At 57.1% G+C, this 13,717-nt stretch carries 15 protein-coding genes; 6 read left to right on the forward strand and 9 right to left on the reverse strand.

Annotated elements, in window-relative coordinates; all coding sequences use genetic code 11:
• Positions 1 to 11 precede the first annotated feature (11 nt).
• Positions 12 to 713, forward strand: coding sequence for a lipoate--protein ligase family protein (locus IEQ42_RS15865; RefSeq protein ID WP_210704130.1), 702 nt, complete (start codon positions 12 to 14; stop codon positions 711 to 713).
• Between the two features lie 9 nt (positions 714 to 722).
• Here IEQ42_RS15865 and crp read toward each other — a convergent pair whose 3' ends face one another.
• Complete coding sequence (crp, locus tag IEQ42_RS15870; protein WP_007966430.1) at positions 723 to 1,367, reverse strand: cAMP-activated global transcriptional regulator CRP; 645 nt, start codon at positions 1,365 to 1,367, stop codon at positions 723 to 725.
• A gap of 236 nt (positions 1,368 to 1,603) precedes the next feature.
• Between crp and IEQ42_RS15875 the strand changes: the two genes are divergently transcribed.
• Together IEQ42_RS15875 and speD are read left to right on the forward strand one after the other, a co-directional pair.
• Positions 1,604 to 2,026, forward strand: a complete 423-nt coding sequence (locus tag IEQ42_RS15875; RefSeq protein WP_003228794.1) for an OsmC family protein — start codon at positions 1,604 to 1,606, stop codon at positions 2,024 to 2,026.
• Between the two features lie 237 nt (positions 2,027 to 2,263).
• Entirely contained in the window at positions 2,264 to 3,058 is a 795-nt protein-coding gene (gene speD, locus IEQ42_RS15880; RefSeq protein ID WP_150593738.1) for an adenosylmethionine decarboxylase, read from the forward strand.
• Positions 3,059 to 3,168: 110 nt separating this feature from the next.
• On the opposite strand, the gene coq7 is transcribed toward speD, so the two are convergent.
• The 6 genes from coq7 to hemJ all read right to left on the reverse strand — a co-directional run bounded on the left by coq7 (position 3,169) and on the right by hemJ (position 7,736).
• On the reverse strand, positions 3,169 to 3,816 hold the full coding sequence (gene coq7 / locus IEQ42_RS15885) for a 2-polyprenyl-3-methyl-6-methoxy-1,4-benzoquinone monooxygenase (protein WP_047303750.1): 648 nt from the start codon (positions 3,814 to 3,816) through the stop codon (positions 3,169 to 3,171).
• 191 nt (positions 3,817 to 4,007) lie between these two features.
• A complete protein-coding gene (locus IEQ42_RS15890; RefSeq protein ID WP_003228789.1) occupies positions 4,008 to 4,346 on the reverse strand; it encodes a histidine triad nucleotide-binding protein in 339 nt (112 codons plus the stop codon).
• 80 nt (positions 4,347 to 4,426) lie between these two features.
• Complete coding sequence (locus IEQ42_RS15895) at positions 4,427 to 5,215, reverse strand: SDR family NAD(P)-dependent oxidoreductase (RefSeq protein ID WP_042561362.1); 789 nt, start codon at positions 5,213 to 5,215, stop codon at positions 4,427 to 4,429.
• Between the two features lie 61 nt (positions 5,216 to 5,276).
• Positions 5,277 to 6,227: a DUF805 domain-containing protein gene (locus IEQ42_RS15900; protein WP_210704131.1), complete on the reverse strand. Its 951-nt coding sequence runs from the start codon at positions 6,225 to 6,227 to the stop codon at positions 5,277 to 5,279.
• Between the two features lie 78 nt (positions 6,228 to 6,305).
• Positions 6,306 to 7,274: an NAD(P)H-dependent flavin oxidoreductase gene (locus IEQ42_RS15905; protein WP_210704132.1), complete on the reverse strand. Its 969-nt coding sequence runs from the start codon at positions 7,272 to 7,274 to the stop codon at positions 6,306 to 6,308.
• Between the two features lie 33 nt (positions 7,275 to 7,307).
• Positions 7,308 to 7,736, reverse strand: a complete 429-nt coding sequence (hemJ, locus tag IEQ42_RS15910) for a protoporphyrinogen oxidase HemJ (RefSeq protein WP_042561360.1) — start codon at positions 7,734 to 7,736, stop codon at positions 7,308 to 7,310.
• Between the two features lie 135 nt (positions 7,737 to 7,871).
• Between hemJ and argC the strand changes: the two genes are divergently transcribed.
• Both argC and erpA read left to right on the forward strand, forming a co-directional pair.
• Positions 7,872 to 8,906 carry an N-acetyl-gamma-glutamyl-phosphate reductase gene (gene argC / locus IEQ42_RS15915; RefSeq protein WP_210704133.1) on the forward strand — a complete coding sequence of 345 codons (1,035 nt, stop codon included), beginning with the start codon at positions 7,872 to 7,874 and terminating at the stop codon, positions 8,904 to 8,906.
• A gap of 168 nt (positions 8,907 to 9,074) precedes the next feature.
• Positions 9,075 to 9,425, forward strand: a complete 351-nt coding sequence (gene erpA / locus IEQ42_RS15920) for an iron-sulfur cluster insertion protein ErpA (protein WP_042561358.1) — start codon at positions 9,075 to 9,077, stop codon at positions 9,423 to 9,425.
• Between the two features lie 76 nt (positions 9,426 to 9,501).
• Here erpA and IEQ42_RS15925 read toward each other — a convergent pair whose 3' ends face one another.
• Both IEQ42_RS15925 and IEQ42_RS15930 read right to left on the reverse strand, forming a co-directional pair.
• Positions 9,502 to 10,593, reverse strand: a complete 1,092-nt coding sequence (locus IEQ42_RS15925; RefSeq protein WP_042561357.1) for an anhydro-N-acetylmuramic acid kinase — start codon at positions 10,591 to 10,593, stop codon at positions 9,502 to 9,504.
• A gap of 3 nt (positions 10,594 to 10,596) precedes the next feature.
• Positions 10,597 to 12,021, reverse strand: a complete 1,425-nt coding sequence (locus IEQ42_RS15930; RefSeq protein WP_210704134.1) for a peptidoglycan DD-metalloendopeptidase family protein — start codon at positions 12,019 to 12,021, stop codon at positions 10,597 to 10,599.
• 212 nt (positions 12,022 to 12,233) lie between these two features.
• Here IEQ42_RS15930 and tyrS point away from each other — a divergent pair, with 212 nt between their 5' ends.
• The gene (gene tyrS, locus IEQ42_RS15935; protein WP_210704135.1) at positions 12,234 to 13,433 is read left to right on the forward strand and encodes a tyrosine--tRNA ligase; all 1,200 of its coding nucleotides are present in this window, start codon (positions 12,234 to 12,236) and stop codon (positions 13,431 to 13,433) included.
• Positions 13,434 to 13,717: the final 284 nt, after the last annotated feature.

Here is a 13,717-nt window from a genome sequence, read left to right on the forward strand (position 1 = left end):
CGGAGCCCTCCATGTCGCTGCCAATCCCTCTGACCATCGAAGCGGGCCTCCAGGCCGAACAAGACCTGCTCGCCTCAGTCTGCGCCGGCGATTCAGAGTTCGGCCTTCTATTCTGGCAGCCCAATGACCGCGCCCTGGTCATGCCTCGCCGCCTCAATCGTCTACCCGGTTTCGATCACGCCTGCGAAGTCTCCGCCGCAGCCGGCTGGCCAGTACTCCTTCGCGAGACGGGCGGTGAACCTGTCCCGCAATCAGCCTCGACCATCAACATCGCGCTGGTTTACGCACCACCGCGCAGCGAAGGTGACCTGAATCGCATCGAAACGGGCTACCGGCGTCTTTGCGATCCGATTTGTCAGTTGCTGGATGAGTTGGGCGGTACGTCGTCGCTGGGCGAAATTGACGGTGCGTTCTGCGACGGTCGCTTCAACGTCAATCTCGACGGCCGCAAAATGGTCGGCACGGCCCAACGCTGGCGTCAGAGTCAGGGAGGGCAGCGTCCTGTGGGCTTGGTGCACGGTGCGATGTTGATGGATAACGAGCGCGAATCGATGGTGGCGGCGGTCAATCGCTTCAACGAAGCTTGTGGCCTCGAGCAGCGGGTACGTGCGCAAAGCCACATTGCCCTGCATGAAAAATTCAACGCACCACAGGCGTTGGCGCGTCTTGATGAGCTGTTTCGGTTGATGCTGGCGCAGATGTACAGCGCCTGATTTTCGAGCTTACCGCGTACCGAAAACCACCATGGTCTTGCCTTTCACGTCGACCAGGTTGCGTTCCTCAAGATCCTTGAGCACGCGACCGACCATCTCTCGCGAACAGCCGACAATTCGCCCGATTTCCTGACGCGTCACCTTGATCTGCATGCCGTCGGGATGGGTCATCGCATCTGGCTGTTTGCACAGTTCCAGCAGGCAGCGGGCGACACGACCGGTTACGTCAAAGAATGCCAGATCGCCGACCTTGCGCGTGGTGTTGCGCAAACGTTGTGCGATTTGTCCGCTGAGCACGTAAAGAATGTCTGGATCTTGCTGCGACAACTCGCGGAATTTCACGTAACTGATTTCCGCAATTTCGCATTCAACCTTGGCCCGCACCCAGGCGCTGCGTTGCTGTTCCTGGCCAGCCTGTTCGAACAGGCCCAGTTCACCGAAGAAGTCCCCGGCGTTCAGGTAAGCAATGATCATCTCGCGACCGTCGTCGTCTTCGATCAGGATCGTCACCGAACCCTTGATGATGAAGTACAACGTATCCGAACGGTCGCCGGCGCAGATGATGTTGCTCTTGGCGGCATGACGACGACGCTGACAATGCATCAGCAGCTTGTCGAGGTTCTTGATTTTGGGTGTGGGGGTAATAGCAACCATGGTTGTATCCCGAAAAGACTGCACGGTGATGTTTGATTTTTTTAGGAGGCGCTGAAGGCGGTCGCTACACGGCTGGCATAGGCGCCAGCGAATTGGCGCCAGCTTAACAGACACTTCGTCGCAAATTCGAGAAATTACCTACACGGCTGGAGCATTCGTCCTAGGAATGCCGCTCGCTGTCAGGGCAATCCCCTGTGCTAAGCTGGCGACCCTTTTTTTACAGTGGAGTCTGGGCGATGAAGGCACGCATCCAATGGGCTGGCGAAGCCATGTTCCTCGGCGAATCCGGTAGCGGTCATGTCGTGGTCATGGACGGTCCGCCGGACGCCGGTGGTCGTAATCTGGGTGTCCGCCCGATGGAGATGCTCCTGCTGGGTGTCGGCGGTTGCAGCAACTTTGACGTGGTCAGCATTCTGAAGAAGTCCCGTCAGGCCGTTGAAAGCTGTGAAGCATTCCTCGAAGCCGAGCGTGCGACCGAAGACCCGAAGGTGTTCACCAAGATCCACATGCACTTCGTGGTCAAGGGCCGTGGCCTGAAAGAAGCCCAGGTCAAACGCGCCATCGAACTGTCTGCCGAGAAGTATTGCTCGGCTTCGATCATGCTTGGCGCAGCCGGTGTGGCGATCACCCACGATTACGAAATCGTCGAACTGGGTTGAAGCGACATTCAACTATCATAAAAGCAGTGCAGACTCTGGCGATCCCCCGCTGACGTCTGCATAATGCGCCACTTTTTTCAGGGCAGTGATCGGTCAGCCGACGGGTCATCCGCCTGAACAGATAACCAAAATCGCCATCGCGAAGAGGTGTTAACCGTCCTACGCAGGTGCGTTGTTCGCATTTGACGGGCATGCTTGATCACGCGGCTTTGCCGCATACATAGAGAGTTTTTAACGGTGAAAAGCAAACTCAAGCTCCACGGGTTCAATAACCTGACAAAGACCTTGAGCTTCAACATCTATGACATCTGCTACGCGGAAACCCCGCAAGACCAGCAGGCGTACGTCGAGTACATCAATCAAGAGTACAACGCCGAACGTCTGACGCAGATCCTCACGGAAGTTGTAGAAATCATTGGTGCCAACATTCTGAACATTGCGAGTCAGAACTATGAGCCTCAGGGTGCCAGCGTCACGATTCTGATCTCGGAAGAGCCGGTGACCCCGACTGAAAGCCAGATCGAAGAGTCGCCAGGTCCATTGCCCGAAATTATCCTGGCCCACCTCGACAAGAGTCACATCACGGTGCATACCTACCCGGAAATCCATCCGGACGCCGGTATTGCGACTTTCCGTGTAGACATTGATGTGTCGACCTGTGGTGTCATTTCACCGCTTAAAGCGCTCAACTTCCTCATTCACCAGTTCGATTCGGATATCGTGACCGTGGATTACCGTGTGCGCGGCTTCACCCGTGACGTTGAAGGCAACAAGCACTTCATCGACCACGAGATCAACTCGATCCAGAACTACCTTTCCGAAGACACCCGCGACGCGTACCAGATGACCGACGTGAACGTGTATCAGGAAAACCTGTTCCACACCAAAATGCTGCTGAAGAACTTCGAACTGGACAACTACCTGTTCGGCGACGCCACCAGCAACCTGTCGTCTGAGCAACGTGCCCAGGTGACTGATCGTGTGAAACACGAGATGCTGGAAATCTTCTACGCGCGCAACATGCCAGCGTAAGAGTTTCAGGCACAAAAAAAGGCGACCTTTCGGTCGCCTTTTTCATTCCATCACCGGGCCCTTTGGCAGCTGGCTTGCCAGCGACAAGTCCCTGTCTGACGATGCAAACTTCAGATCCGATAAGTACTCTTGGTCATCACCTTGGCCAGCAGACTCATCCCGAACTTCACCGGTGCCGGAAACCGGAAACCACCCGCATCCAGCGCACTCTCGGCATGATGCTCTTCATCAATGCGCATCTGCTCGAGAATCGCCCGAGACTTCTCGTCCTCTACTGGCAGTTGCTCCAGGTGCTCGTTCAAATGCTTGCACACCTGATGCTCGGTCGCCGCAACAAACCCGAGGCTGACCTTGTCGCTGATCAGACCGGCCACAGCGCCAATCCCGAACGACATGCCATAGAACAGCGGATTGAGCACGCTGGTATGACTGCCCAACTGGTGAATGCGTTGTTCGCACCAGACCAGATGATCGATTTCCTCTTCGGCTGCGTGCTCCATGGCCTTGCGCACCTGTGGCAGCTTGGCGGTCAGCGCCTGTCCCTGATACAGCGCCTGGGCACAGACTTCGCCGGTATGGTTGATGCGCATCAGACCGGCGACATGGCGGGTGTCTTCGTCGCTCATCTGGGTTTCCGGCTGCAAAATCGCCGGTGACGGACGGTACGGCTGGCCGCTGAAGGGCAGCAGGGTACGCATCGCGGCATCGGCCTGCAGCAGAAGACGGTCAATCGGCGAGTAGTGACGTTGGGTAGTCATGCTGACCTCCGGGAAGAATCTCGGCGGCCAGTTTAACCGAATCGGCCGGAGACGGTTTGCGCTGGGTCATTAGCCATGCGGTCATGCTTTTGTGGGCGCGAGCCTGCTCGCGAAGGTCGGCACATTCAAAGCATCAGCGCCTGACACTCCGCCTTCGCGAGCAAGCTCGCTCCCACAGTTTTTGCGTTACATCAGCCCGGAGGCCAGTTCATCTGGCGTTGTCCGAGTACGTGCATATGAATGTGATAGACGGTCTGCCCACCCTTTTCATTGCAGTTCATGACGACCCGGAAGCCCTCTTCACAGCCCAGCTCCAGTGCCAGACGTTGCGCAGTGAACAGGATATGCCCGGCCAGTGCCTTGTCGTCTTCGGTCAGGTCATTGAGGGTGCGCACCGGTTTTTTCGGGATCACCAGAAAATGCACCGGTGCCTGAGGGGCGATGTCGTGGAAGGCCAGAACCTGGTCGTCCTCGTAGATGATCTTGGCCGGGATTTCCCGGTTGATGATCTTGGTGAACAGAGTATCCACTGCTGTTTTCTCCGTTGTTTGGGCTGACCTGAGTGTACTCATGGGGACTGAACCCGCCCAGTGTTTTGCCGTAGGACAGATCAGCGCGGGCAGTAAGCCTTGTTGACCATGCCGACGATGGTGCGGTTCAGCCAGCGCGAACCCAGTCGCGGTAAAAACGCGAACCAGCGATTGCGCCGTCCCGGAATGATGATCGCGCGATTTTTCTCCAGCGCGCGAACAGTGTAGAGCGCGACTTCTTCGGGGCTCATCAGCATTTTGCTGTCTTTGAGTTTGTCACTGTTCAACTGCGCGGTGCGGAAAAAAGCCGTGCGGGTCGGGCCTGGGCAGAGCACCGAAACCTTGACCGCGCTTTGTTTGAGCTCAACCCGCAATGCTTCGGAGAAGTGCAGCACATAGGCCTTGCTGGCGTAATAGGTGCTCATCCACGGGCCTGGATTGAACGCCGCCACCGAGGCAACGTTGAGAATCTGTCCGCCACCCTGCAGCGCCATGCTGTTGCCAATCGCATGGCATAGGCGGGTGAGGGCGAGGATGTTTACTTCGATCAGGTCCTGCTCGGTCATCCAGTCCTGAGCCAGGAAAGGGCCGCAAGTACCGATGCCGGCGCAGTTCACCAGCAGGTCGATTTGCCGGTCACCTTCTTCCAGCTCCAGCAAGAAACCGGAGAGGCGCAGCGGTTCGCCCAGATCGCAGGCACGGAACAGGACCTCAACGCCGAAGCGTTGGGTCAGTTCGATAGCAATACTTTCCAGCTGATCACGCTGTCGTGCCACCAGAATCAGGCTGCGGCCGCGCCGGGCCAGCGCTTCGGCCATGGCCAGGCCGATGCCGCTGGAGGCGCCAGTGATCAGAGCGTAACGGGTCATGCAATTCTCCCTCGCAACAGCTCCGCGCCAGCGACGCGGGTGTCACGGCGGGGAGCGCTGTTCATTCTTGCGCAGAGTCTACAGGGGCCTGCGCCGCTTCGGCTGCATCGTCGGTGGAATTCGCTGCGGGTGCGTCCTCGACTTCAACTTCATCGGTGGTCACCGAGCCGCTGTCGTAGCTGCTTTCGAGGCTTGTTTCGTATTCCTGCTGGATGGCCGAAATTCCGCCGAGTATCCCGCCCATGAAAAACAGCCCGATAAAGACGATCCACAGTGCACTCAAAACCTTGACTGCTGTGTTGTTGGGCGGAGGTGGTGGCCCGTATCGGTTGGCACCGGTATTGCCCGGCACGACCATGATTACAAAAGGGAAGATGCTGCCCACGAATGGGACCAGGGTCAGCAACCACAGCCAGCCGGACCAGCCGATATCGTGCAGGCGTTGCACGGTGAAGAAAATGCTGATGACGATGAGCGCCAAACCCAGAAAGAGCGCGACGATGCCGCCGATGATCAGTCCGCTGGTGGATTCGGCGCTGACCAGCCCCACGGCAATCAGCGCAAAAATGCTGATGATTGGCAGGCTTACCAATGTCACGACCATCGTCCAGGCCAGGAAGCGCAAACGACCGATCCGGCCTTCCACACCAAGCGGTTTGAGCGGTGCAAACCCTGCGAAGGTCTCACCTACGCTGGCCCGCGGTGGCGCATAAGGCGAGGAGGGTTCTGCCATGGCAGCGGATTGCTCGCGTACGTCCGAGAGGTTCAGCTCGATGGCTGTTTCCGCTTCGATCCGGGCGTCGATCCCGGTTTTGCTCAACGCTTGCAGATAGGTCTGCGCATCGCTGTGAGACAGATCGCGCTTGAGTGCCACGGTGCTGCCGTTGAACAGCCGCTCAATGCTGGCCACTTCGCTTTTGAATAGATCTGCGAGATTCAGCTTGGCTGTGGTGATATCGACGCCGGGCTGTAGAGCTCCGTCGAAAACGATCTTGTAACGGGGGTCGCTCATGGCCGAGGCATCCTTGTCGCGATAGATTGAAAGGTCGTCAGTGTAAGGCCAGTCCGCCAGCGTCTGGCCTGATTTTTCTTAGCGCGGCCAGCGTTGCGGCAACTGCGCGGCACGTTCCTGAGCCTGCCGGTATTCAGTGTCGAGGCGGGCGATCAACTGATCCACGCTGGGCAGATCATTAATCTGCCCTACACCCTGACCGGCAGACCAGACAGTCTTCCAGGCTTTGGCTTCATCGCTGATCGGCTTGAGCTTTTCGCCGAAATTGACTTCGCCTTTGCCTTGCAGCGTCGCCAGGTCGAAACCCGCGGCCTCAAGGCTTTGGCGCATGAAGCTGGCCGGCACCCCCGACACCGCTGGAGTATGGATGATGTCGGCTGCTTTGGCTGTCAGCAGCATCTCTTTGTAAGCGTCAGGCGCATGACTTTCGGTGGTGCCGATAAATCGCGTACCGAAGTAGGCCAAATCCGCACCGAGTAATTGAGCGGCCAGAATCTCGTGGCCATGGTTCAAACATCCTGCAAGCAGCAAGGTCTTGTCGAAGAACTGACGAATCTCGGCGATCAGCGCAAATGGACTCCACGTACCTGCATGCCCCCCGGCGCCGGCCGCGACGGCGATCAAACCGTCAACGCCGGCTTCGGCGGCTTTCTCGGCATGGCGGCGAGTGGTGACATCATGGAAGACCAGGCCTCCATAACTGTGCACCGCGTCGACCAACTCCTTCACCGCGCCAAGGCTGGTGATAACGATGGGCACTTTATGTTCGACGCAAATATCCAGATCCGCTTGCAAGCGTGGATTGCTGTTGTGAACGATCAGGTTCACCGCATACGGCGCCGGATTGTCCAGCGTCGCCAGTCCCGCCTCGATCTGTTCCAGCCAGGCTTTGAATCCGCTGCTTTCGCGTTGGTTCAGCGCCGGGAAGCTGCCGACCACGCCATTACGACAGCAGGCCAATACCAGTTCCGGATTGGAAATCAGAAACATCGGCGCCGCCACCACAGGCAGGCGCAGACGTTGTTCGAGCAGAGCGGGCAGCGACATTATGAACACCCCAAAGATTTGTACCGGTTGAAATTAGAACGGCTTGACCACCACCAGAATTACGATAGCAATCAACATCAGAACCGGCACTTCATTGAACCAGCGATAAAAGACATGGCTGCGGGTGTTCTCGCCACGTGCAAAACGTTTTACCTGCGCGCCGCACATGTGGTGGTAGCCGATCAGCAAGACGACAAGGGTCAGCTTGGCGTGAATCCAGCCGCCCATGCTGAAAATGCTCGGGTTGAGGTAGATCAGCCAGCCACCGAAGATCAGCGTGGCGATCATCGCCGGGCCCATGATGCCGCGATAGAGCTTGCGCTCCATGACGCTGAAGCGTTCCTTGCTGATCGTGTCTTCACTCTGTGCGTGATAAACGAACAGTCGTGGCAGGTAGAACAGCCCGGCAAACCAGCACACAAGACTGACGATATGAAACGCTTTGATCCACAGATAGAGCATTTTTAGTTATTCCCAGGTTCACGGTAGTCTGGATAGTAGAGGCTTGAGCGTCCGCACGTCACCTTGACGGTTGTCGCAGGCGCGCGCGGCCCCTATTATCGACGGCTTTCCAGTGGGTTCGTAGAGGGCAGGTTTATGGTCAAGGTCGGTATCGTCGGCGGCACGGGTTACACCGGTGTCGAACTGCTGCGTCTGTTGGCACAGCATCCGCAGGCAGAAGTGGCAGTCATCACTTCCCGATCCGAGGCCGGTCTGGCCGTGGCTGATATGTACCCGAACCTGCGCGGTCATTACGACGGCCTGGCCTTCAGCGTGCCGGACATCAAAACCCTCGGCGCTTGCGACGTGGTGTTCTTCGCCACGCCGCACGGTGTCGCTCATGCTCTGGCAGGTGAGTTGCTGGCGGCAGGCACGAAGGTCATCGATCTGTCGGCAGACTTCCGTCTGCAAGACGCTGAGGAATGGGCCAAGTGGTACGGTCAGCCGCACGGCGCACCAGAATTGCTGGATGAGGCGGTCTACGGTCTGCCGGAAGTCAATCGTGAGCAGATCAGGAAAGCCCGTTTGATCGCCGTGCCGGGGTGCTATCCGACCGCTACGCAATTGGGTTTTCTGCCGCTGCTTGAAGCCGGTCTGGCCGACACCACGCGTCTGATTGCCGACTGCAAATCCGGTGTCAGCGGTGCCGGTCGCGGTGCGGCTGTAGGGTCTTTGTACTCCGAGACGTCGGAAAGCATGAAGGCTTATGCGGTGAAAGGTCACCGTCATCTGCCGGAAATTCGCCAGGGTTTGCGTCGTGCAGCGGGCAAGGATGTTGGTCTGACCTTCGTGCCGCACCTGACTCCGATGATCCGTGGCATTCACTCCACGCTGTACGCGACGGTAGTCGATCGCTCGGTTGATCTTCAGGCGCTGTTTGAAAAGCGTTACGCCAACGAGCCGTTCGTTGATGTCATGCCGGCTGGCAGTCATCCGGAAACCCGTAGCGTGCGTGGCGCGAACGTCTGTCGCATCGCAGTTCACCGTCCACAGGATGGCGATCTGGTGGTGGTGTTGTCGGTGATCGACAATCTGGTCAAAGGCGCCTCGGGGCAGGCGGTGCAGAACATGAACATCCTGTTCGGGCTGGATGAGCGCTTCGGTCTTTCTCACGCCGGTATGCTGCCGTAACACTTTAACTCGCACAGAAAAAAGGCCCGTTGAACGGGCCTTTTTGCATTCTGAACAGCTCGTCGGGTTTATTGATATACCGTAACAATAGTTGACCGATTTTCTCGGACAAGCGGATAATGCGCGTCATCACGCATTATGGCGGCGTAACGCCGGGAGATAGTCAGCATGAGCGTCGAATCCTTCACCCCCACGGCTTTGCAATTCACCCAAGGTGCTGCGCACAAGGTGAAGAGCCTGGTCGATGAAGAGGGGAATGATCGCTTGAAGCTGCGCGTATTTGTTACGGGCGGCGGTTGTTCAGGGTTTCAATACGGTTTCACCTTCGATGAAGATGTTGCCGAGGACGACACCATTGTCGAGCGCGAAGGCGTAAGTCTGGTGGTTGATCCGATGAGTTTCCAGTACCTGGCCGGTGCGGAGGTGGACTACCAGGAAGGTCTGGAAGGTTCGCGCTTCGTGATCAAGAACCCGAATGCTTCCACGACGTGTGGTTGCGGCTCGTCGTTTTCGATCTGATCGCACTTCGCTCCAGACAACAAAACGCCGCAGAGCCTCACGGTTCTGCGGCGTTTTTTATTGGCCGGCGATCTACTCAGTTGGGGTAGATGGCACCGAGTACACGCAAGCCTTTGGCGCCGGTGACGCTCGGGCGGTTGGTGGCGATGCCTTCGAGGCAGCAATGAGCCAGCCAGGCGAAAGCCATGGCTTCTACCCAGTCAGGATCTACACCGTGAGTGGCAGTGCTGGCGACTTTCGTGTTTGGCAGCAACTCGGCAAGCCGATTCATCAGTGCCGCGTTGTGCGCGCCGCCACCGCAGACCAACAGTTCGCGGGTATTCGATTGAGCGCTTTTCAGCGACTCAATGATGGTCAGCGCAGTCAGTTCGAGTAACGTTGCCTGTACGTTTTCAGCTGGGTACGCCTGCAGGCTTGCAAGGTGTCGTTCCAGCCAAGGCAGGTTGAACACTTCCCGGCCGGTGCTTTTCGGGCCTTTGGTCACGAAGAACGGATCGCTGAGCAATGCTTTCAGCAGCGCTGGTTCAGCGGTACCGGAGGCAGCCCAATCGCCGTTACGGTCATAATTCTCGCCACGCTGCTGCTGAATCCAGGCGTCCATCAGCACATTCCCAGGCCCGCAGTCGAAACCGGCTACAGGCTTGGTCGGCTCAATCAGACTCAGATTGCTGAAACCGCCGACATTCAAGACCGCCTGATTACCGCTACGCTCTTCGAACAAAGCTTCATGGAAGGCCGGTACCAGAGGCGCACCTTGACCGCCGGCAGCGACATCACGGCTGCGGAAGTCACTGACCACCGTGATACCCGTCAGCTCCGTCAGCAGCGCAGGGTTACCAATCTGTACGGTGAAACCGCGCGCTGGCTCGTGGCGAATAGTCTGGCCATGGCTGCCGATCGCACGGATAGCTTCAGGTTTGAGCTGTTGCTGGCTGAGGAGGGCATCGATGCCCTGTGCCGCGAGTCTTACCCACTCTTGCTGGGCAATCGCCGATCGAGCGATCTCGTCGGGGCCACTTGCGCACAAGCCAAGCAGCTCGGCGCGCAGAGATTCAGGCATGGGAATGTAGTGCGTGGCGATCAGTTTGATCGCCGAGGTTTGCTCGATCAGAGCGATGTCCAGCCCGTCGAGACTGGTTCCGGACATCACACCGATATAGAGAGCCATGGCTTAACGCTTGCTCGAAGCCAGCATGGTGGCCTTCTCTTGGTCCATGCGCGCCATTAGTGGTTTGCTCTGCGCCAGGAAGCGGGCGCGTTCGGCTTTGGCGATTGGGTCGGCCATTGGCAGCTTCTGGCCCAGTGGGTCGACGTGAACGCCATTGACCTGGAACTCATAGTGCAAGTGCGGGCCGGTAGACAGGCCCGTCGTGCCGATGTAACCGATCACTTGGCCCTGTTTGACGCTGCCGCCGGTCTTCACACCTTTGGCGAAGCCTTGCATGTGGCCGTAAAGCGTACGGTAAGTATTGCCGTGTTGAATGATAACAGTGTTGCCGTAGCCCCCGCGGCGGCCGGCCAGCAGCACTTTACCGTCGCCGGCAGCCTTGATCGGCGTGCCGCGCGGGGCTGCGTAGTCGACACCTTTGTGGGCGCGGATCTTGTTTAGAATCGGGTGCTTGCGGCCCATGGAGAACTTGGAGCTGATGCGGGCGAAGTCCACCGGAGTGCGGATGAACGCCTTGCGCATGCTGTTGCCATCGGCGGTGTAGTAGCTGCTATTACCCTGTTTGTTGGTGTAACGCACAGCGGTGTAGGTCTTGCCGCGGTTAGTGAAGCGTGCTGACAGGATGGGGCCGGTGCCGACAGCTTTGCCGTTAACCACTTTCTGTTCGTAGATCACATCGAATTCATCGCCTTGGCGTATGTCCTGAGCGAAGTCGATGTCGTAGCCGAAGACACTGGCCATATCCATGGTCATGCTATGGGAAAGCCCGGCGCGAGCGGCGGATTGCGATAGCGAACTGTTGATTACGCCGTGAGCGTAGGCGGTGCGAACGATAGGTTTTGTAATAACCCGGTTGAAGGCGAAGCCCTTGTCATTCTTGGTCAGGGTGATGGTTTCAACGTCGCTGACTTTGCTGTGCAGGCTTGTCAGTTGACCTTCAGGGCTGAGTTCGAACTCGAGTTTCTGGCCGCGCTTGAGCTGGCTGAACTGTTTGGCTTGTTTGTCGCTGGTCAGAACTTCATGCACGGCGGTTGCAGGCAAACCGACTTCTTCGAACAGGGTCGACAGCGTATCGCCTTTTGCGACTACTACTTCTCGATGGCCGGGGGCTGTAGGTTTTTCAGCGATCGGAGCTGTGGCGGGCGCGGCTTCAGCGGTTTTTGGTGTGTTTTCTTCACTGTTTTCGATTTGGGCGAACGGCGAGGCCACAGGCTCATTTGTGGCTTGAGCGGCGTCTGCAGCGTCTTGATCTTGTGTCAGTTGTTCAGCAGGACTTTCCAGCTCAAGGCTCAGGGTTGTCTTTTTGGCTTCTACATCACTGGAAGGAAATACCAGGAGCGCCAGGCTGAGAAGGGCGGCGATTCCACTTGCTGCGAGCAGGTGGGTCTTCGGGTAAAGCGGTGGCGCTTTAGACGGTTCGGTGGTCATAGGTAATTTTGACTTTGAAAAGTAGTGAATTGGAAAAGATGAATGACATGATGAAGATGAAATAACTGTATAAAATATAACCAAATCATCTCTGAAGCAAGTCTACAGACATCGCGTCTGTGGATTGGTGTCCGTGCGCCGGGCAAAACTTGTAATTGGTGCGCGATCTTGTATGGTTGGTTCCCTTTGAATCTGAGCCTTGCGGGTCTGTTATGAAGTCGGTTGAAGAGCAGCTAGCGCTGATTAAACGTGGTGCGGAAGAACTGTTGGTCGAGTCCGAGCTGATCGAGAAGCTCAAGCGCGGCCAACCGCTGCGTATCAAGGCTGGTTTTGATCCAACCGCTCCGGATCTGCACTTGGGTCACACCGTGCTTATTAATAAGCTGCGCCAGTTCCAGGAGCTGGGGCATCAGGTGATCTTCCTTATAGGGGACTTCACCGGGATGATCGGTGATCCGAGCGGCAAGAGCGCCACTCGTCCGCCGTTGACTCGTGAGCAGGTCCTGGAAAATGCCGAGACGTATAAAACTCAGGTGTTCAAGATTCTCGATCCGGCGAAAACCGAAGTTGCTTTCAACTCCACCTGGATGGATCAGATGGGGCCGGCGGATTTCATTCGTCTGACTTCGCAGTACACCGTCGCGCGTATGCTTGAGCGCGATGACTTCGACAAGCGTTACACCACCAACCAGCCAATCGCTATTCACGAGTTTCTCTATCCGCTGGTTCAGGGATATGACTCGGTCGCTTTGCGTGCGGACGTCGAGTTGGGCGGTACCGATCAGAAGTTCAACTTGCTGATGGGGCGTGAGCTGCAGCGTGGTTATGGCCAGGAAGCTCAGTGCATTCTGACGATGCCTCTGCTCGAAGGTCTTGATGGCGTGAAGAAGATGTCCAAGTCGTTGGGCAATTACGTCGGCATTCAAGAAGCACCGGGCGTCATGTACAGCAAGCTCGTATCGATTCCGGATGCGCTGATGTGGCGTTACTTCGAATTGCTCAGCTTTCGCTCGATGGACGAGATCAATGCGTTGCGTGCTGATGTAGAAGCAGGCGCCAATCCGCGTGATGTGAAGATCAAGCTGGCTGAAGAGATTGTTGCGCGCTTCCATGGCGAAGAGGCTGCAGCGAACGCTCACCGCGCGGCGGGTAATCGTATGAAGGATGGCGAGCTCCCGGATGATCTGCCGGAGATCGAACTGGCTTCTGCTGAAGATATGCCGATTGCCGCCGTCCTTAATAAGGCAGGTCTGGTGAAGAACTCGGCGGCGGCGCGTGATCTTCTGGCGTCCGGCGGTGTGCGTATAGATGGTGAGGTCGTTGATCGCTCCTTTATATATGTAGTGGGTGTTACCCACGTTTGCCAGGCTGGCAAGAAGGCTTTCGCACGTATCACGCTGAAATCTGAATAAAATCGAAAATAGCGGTTGACGGCAGATTCCAGACGTCTATAATTCGCCCCACTTCCGGCGCAGTCGAAACGGAAAACTCCTTGAGATTCAATGAGTTAAGTAGGTTTCGAGAGCGGGTCGCTTCAGTTCATCGAAGCCTGGAAGGAGTTGAAAGAGTGGTGATGTTTGGCTCTTTTAACGGTTCGATCTTCTCGGTCGAAAGCGGAGAAAAAGAGGTGTTGACAACAGCGAGTAACGCTGTAGAATTCGCCTCCCGCTAACGAGAGATCGGAAGCGCAAGTGGT

It is taken from the genome of Pseudomonas iridis, assembly GCF_017980685.1.
In the GTDB taxonomy this organism is placed as follows: Bacteria; Pseudomonadota; Gammaproteobacteria; order Pseudomonadales; family Pseudomonadaceae; genus Aquipseudomonas; species Aquipseudomonas iridis.

What these genes read in the sequence shown, in the direction of transcription:
- IEQ42_RS15865 (WP_210704130.1), top strand. Translation starts at nt 12, where the DNA reads ATGTCGCTGCCAATCCCTCTGACCATCGAAGCGGGCCTCCAGGCCGAA.
- crp (WP_007966430.1), bottom strand. Translation starts at nt 1,367, where the DNA reads ATGGTTGCTATTACCCCCACACCCAAAATCAAGAACCTCGACAAGCTG.
- IEQ42_RS15875 (WP_003228794.1), top strand. Translation starts at nt 1,604, where the DNA reads ATGAAGGCACGCATCCAATGGGCTGGCGAAGCCATGTTCCTCGGCGAA.
- coq7 (WP_047303750.1), bottom strand. Translation starts at nt 3,816, where the DNA reads ATGACTACCCAACGTCACTACTCGCCGATTGACCGTCTTCTGCTGCAG.
- IEQ42_RS15895 (WP_042561362.1), bottom strand. Translation starts at nt 5,215, where the DNA reads ATGACCCGTTACGCTCTGATCACTGGCGCCTCCAGCGGCATCGGCCTG.
- IEQ42_RS15900 (WP_210704131.1), bottom strand. Translation starts at nt 6,227, where the DNA reads ATGAGCGACCCCCGTTACAAGATCGTTTTCGACGGAGCTCTACAGCCC.
- IEQ42_RS15905 (WP_210704132.1), bottom strand. Translation starts at nt 7,274, where the DNA reads ATGTCGCTGCCCGCTCTGCTCGAACAACGTCTGCGCCTGCCTGTGGTG.
- hemJ (WP_042561360.1), bottom strand. Translation starts at nt 7,736, where the DNA reads ATGCTCTATCTGTGGATCAAAGCGTTTCATATCGTCAGTCTTGTGTGC.
- argC (WP_210704133.1), top strand. Translation starts at nt 7,872, where the DNA reads ATGGTCAAGGTCGGTATCGTCGGCGGCACGGGTTACACCGGTGTCGAA.
- erpA (WP_042561358.1), top strand. Translation starts at nt 9,075, where the DNA reads ATGAGCGTCGAATCCTTCACCCCCACGGCTTTGCAATTCACCCAAGGT.
- IEQ42_RS15925 (WP_042561357.1), bottom strand. Translation starts at nt 10,593, where the DNA reads ATGGCTCTCTATATCGGTGTGATGTCCGGAACCAGTCTCGACGGGCTG.
- IEQ42_RS15930 (WP_210704134.1), bottom strand. Translation starts at nt 12,021, where the DNA reads ATGACCACCGAACCGTCTAAAGCGCCACCGCTTTACCCGAAGACCCAC.
- tyrS (WP_210704135.1), top strand. Translation starts at nt 12,234, where the DNA reads ATGAAGTCGGTTGAAGAGCAGCTAGCGCTGATTAAACGTGGTGCGGAA.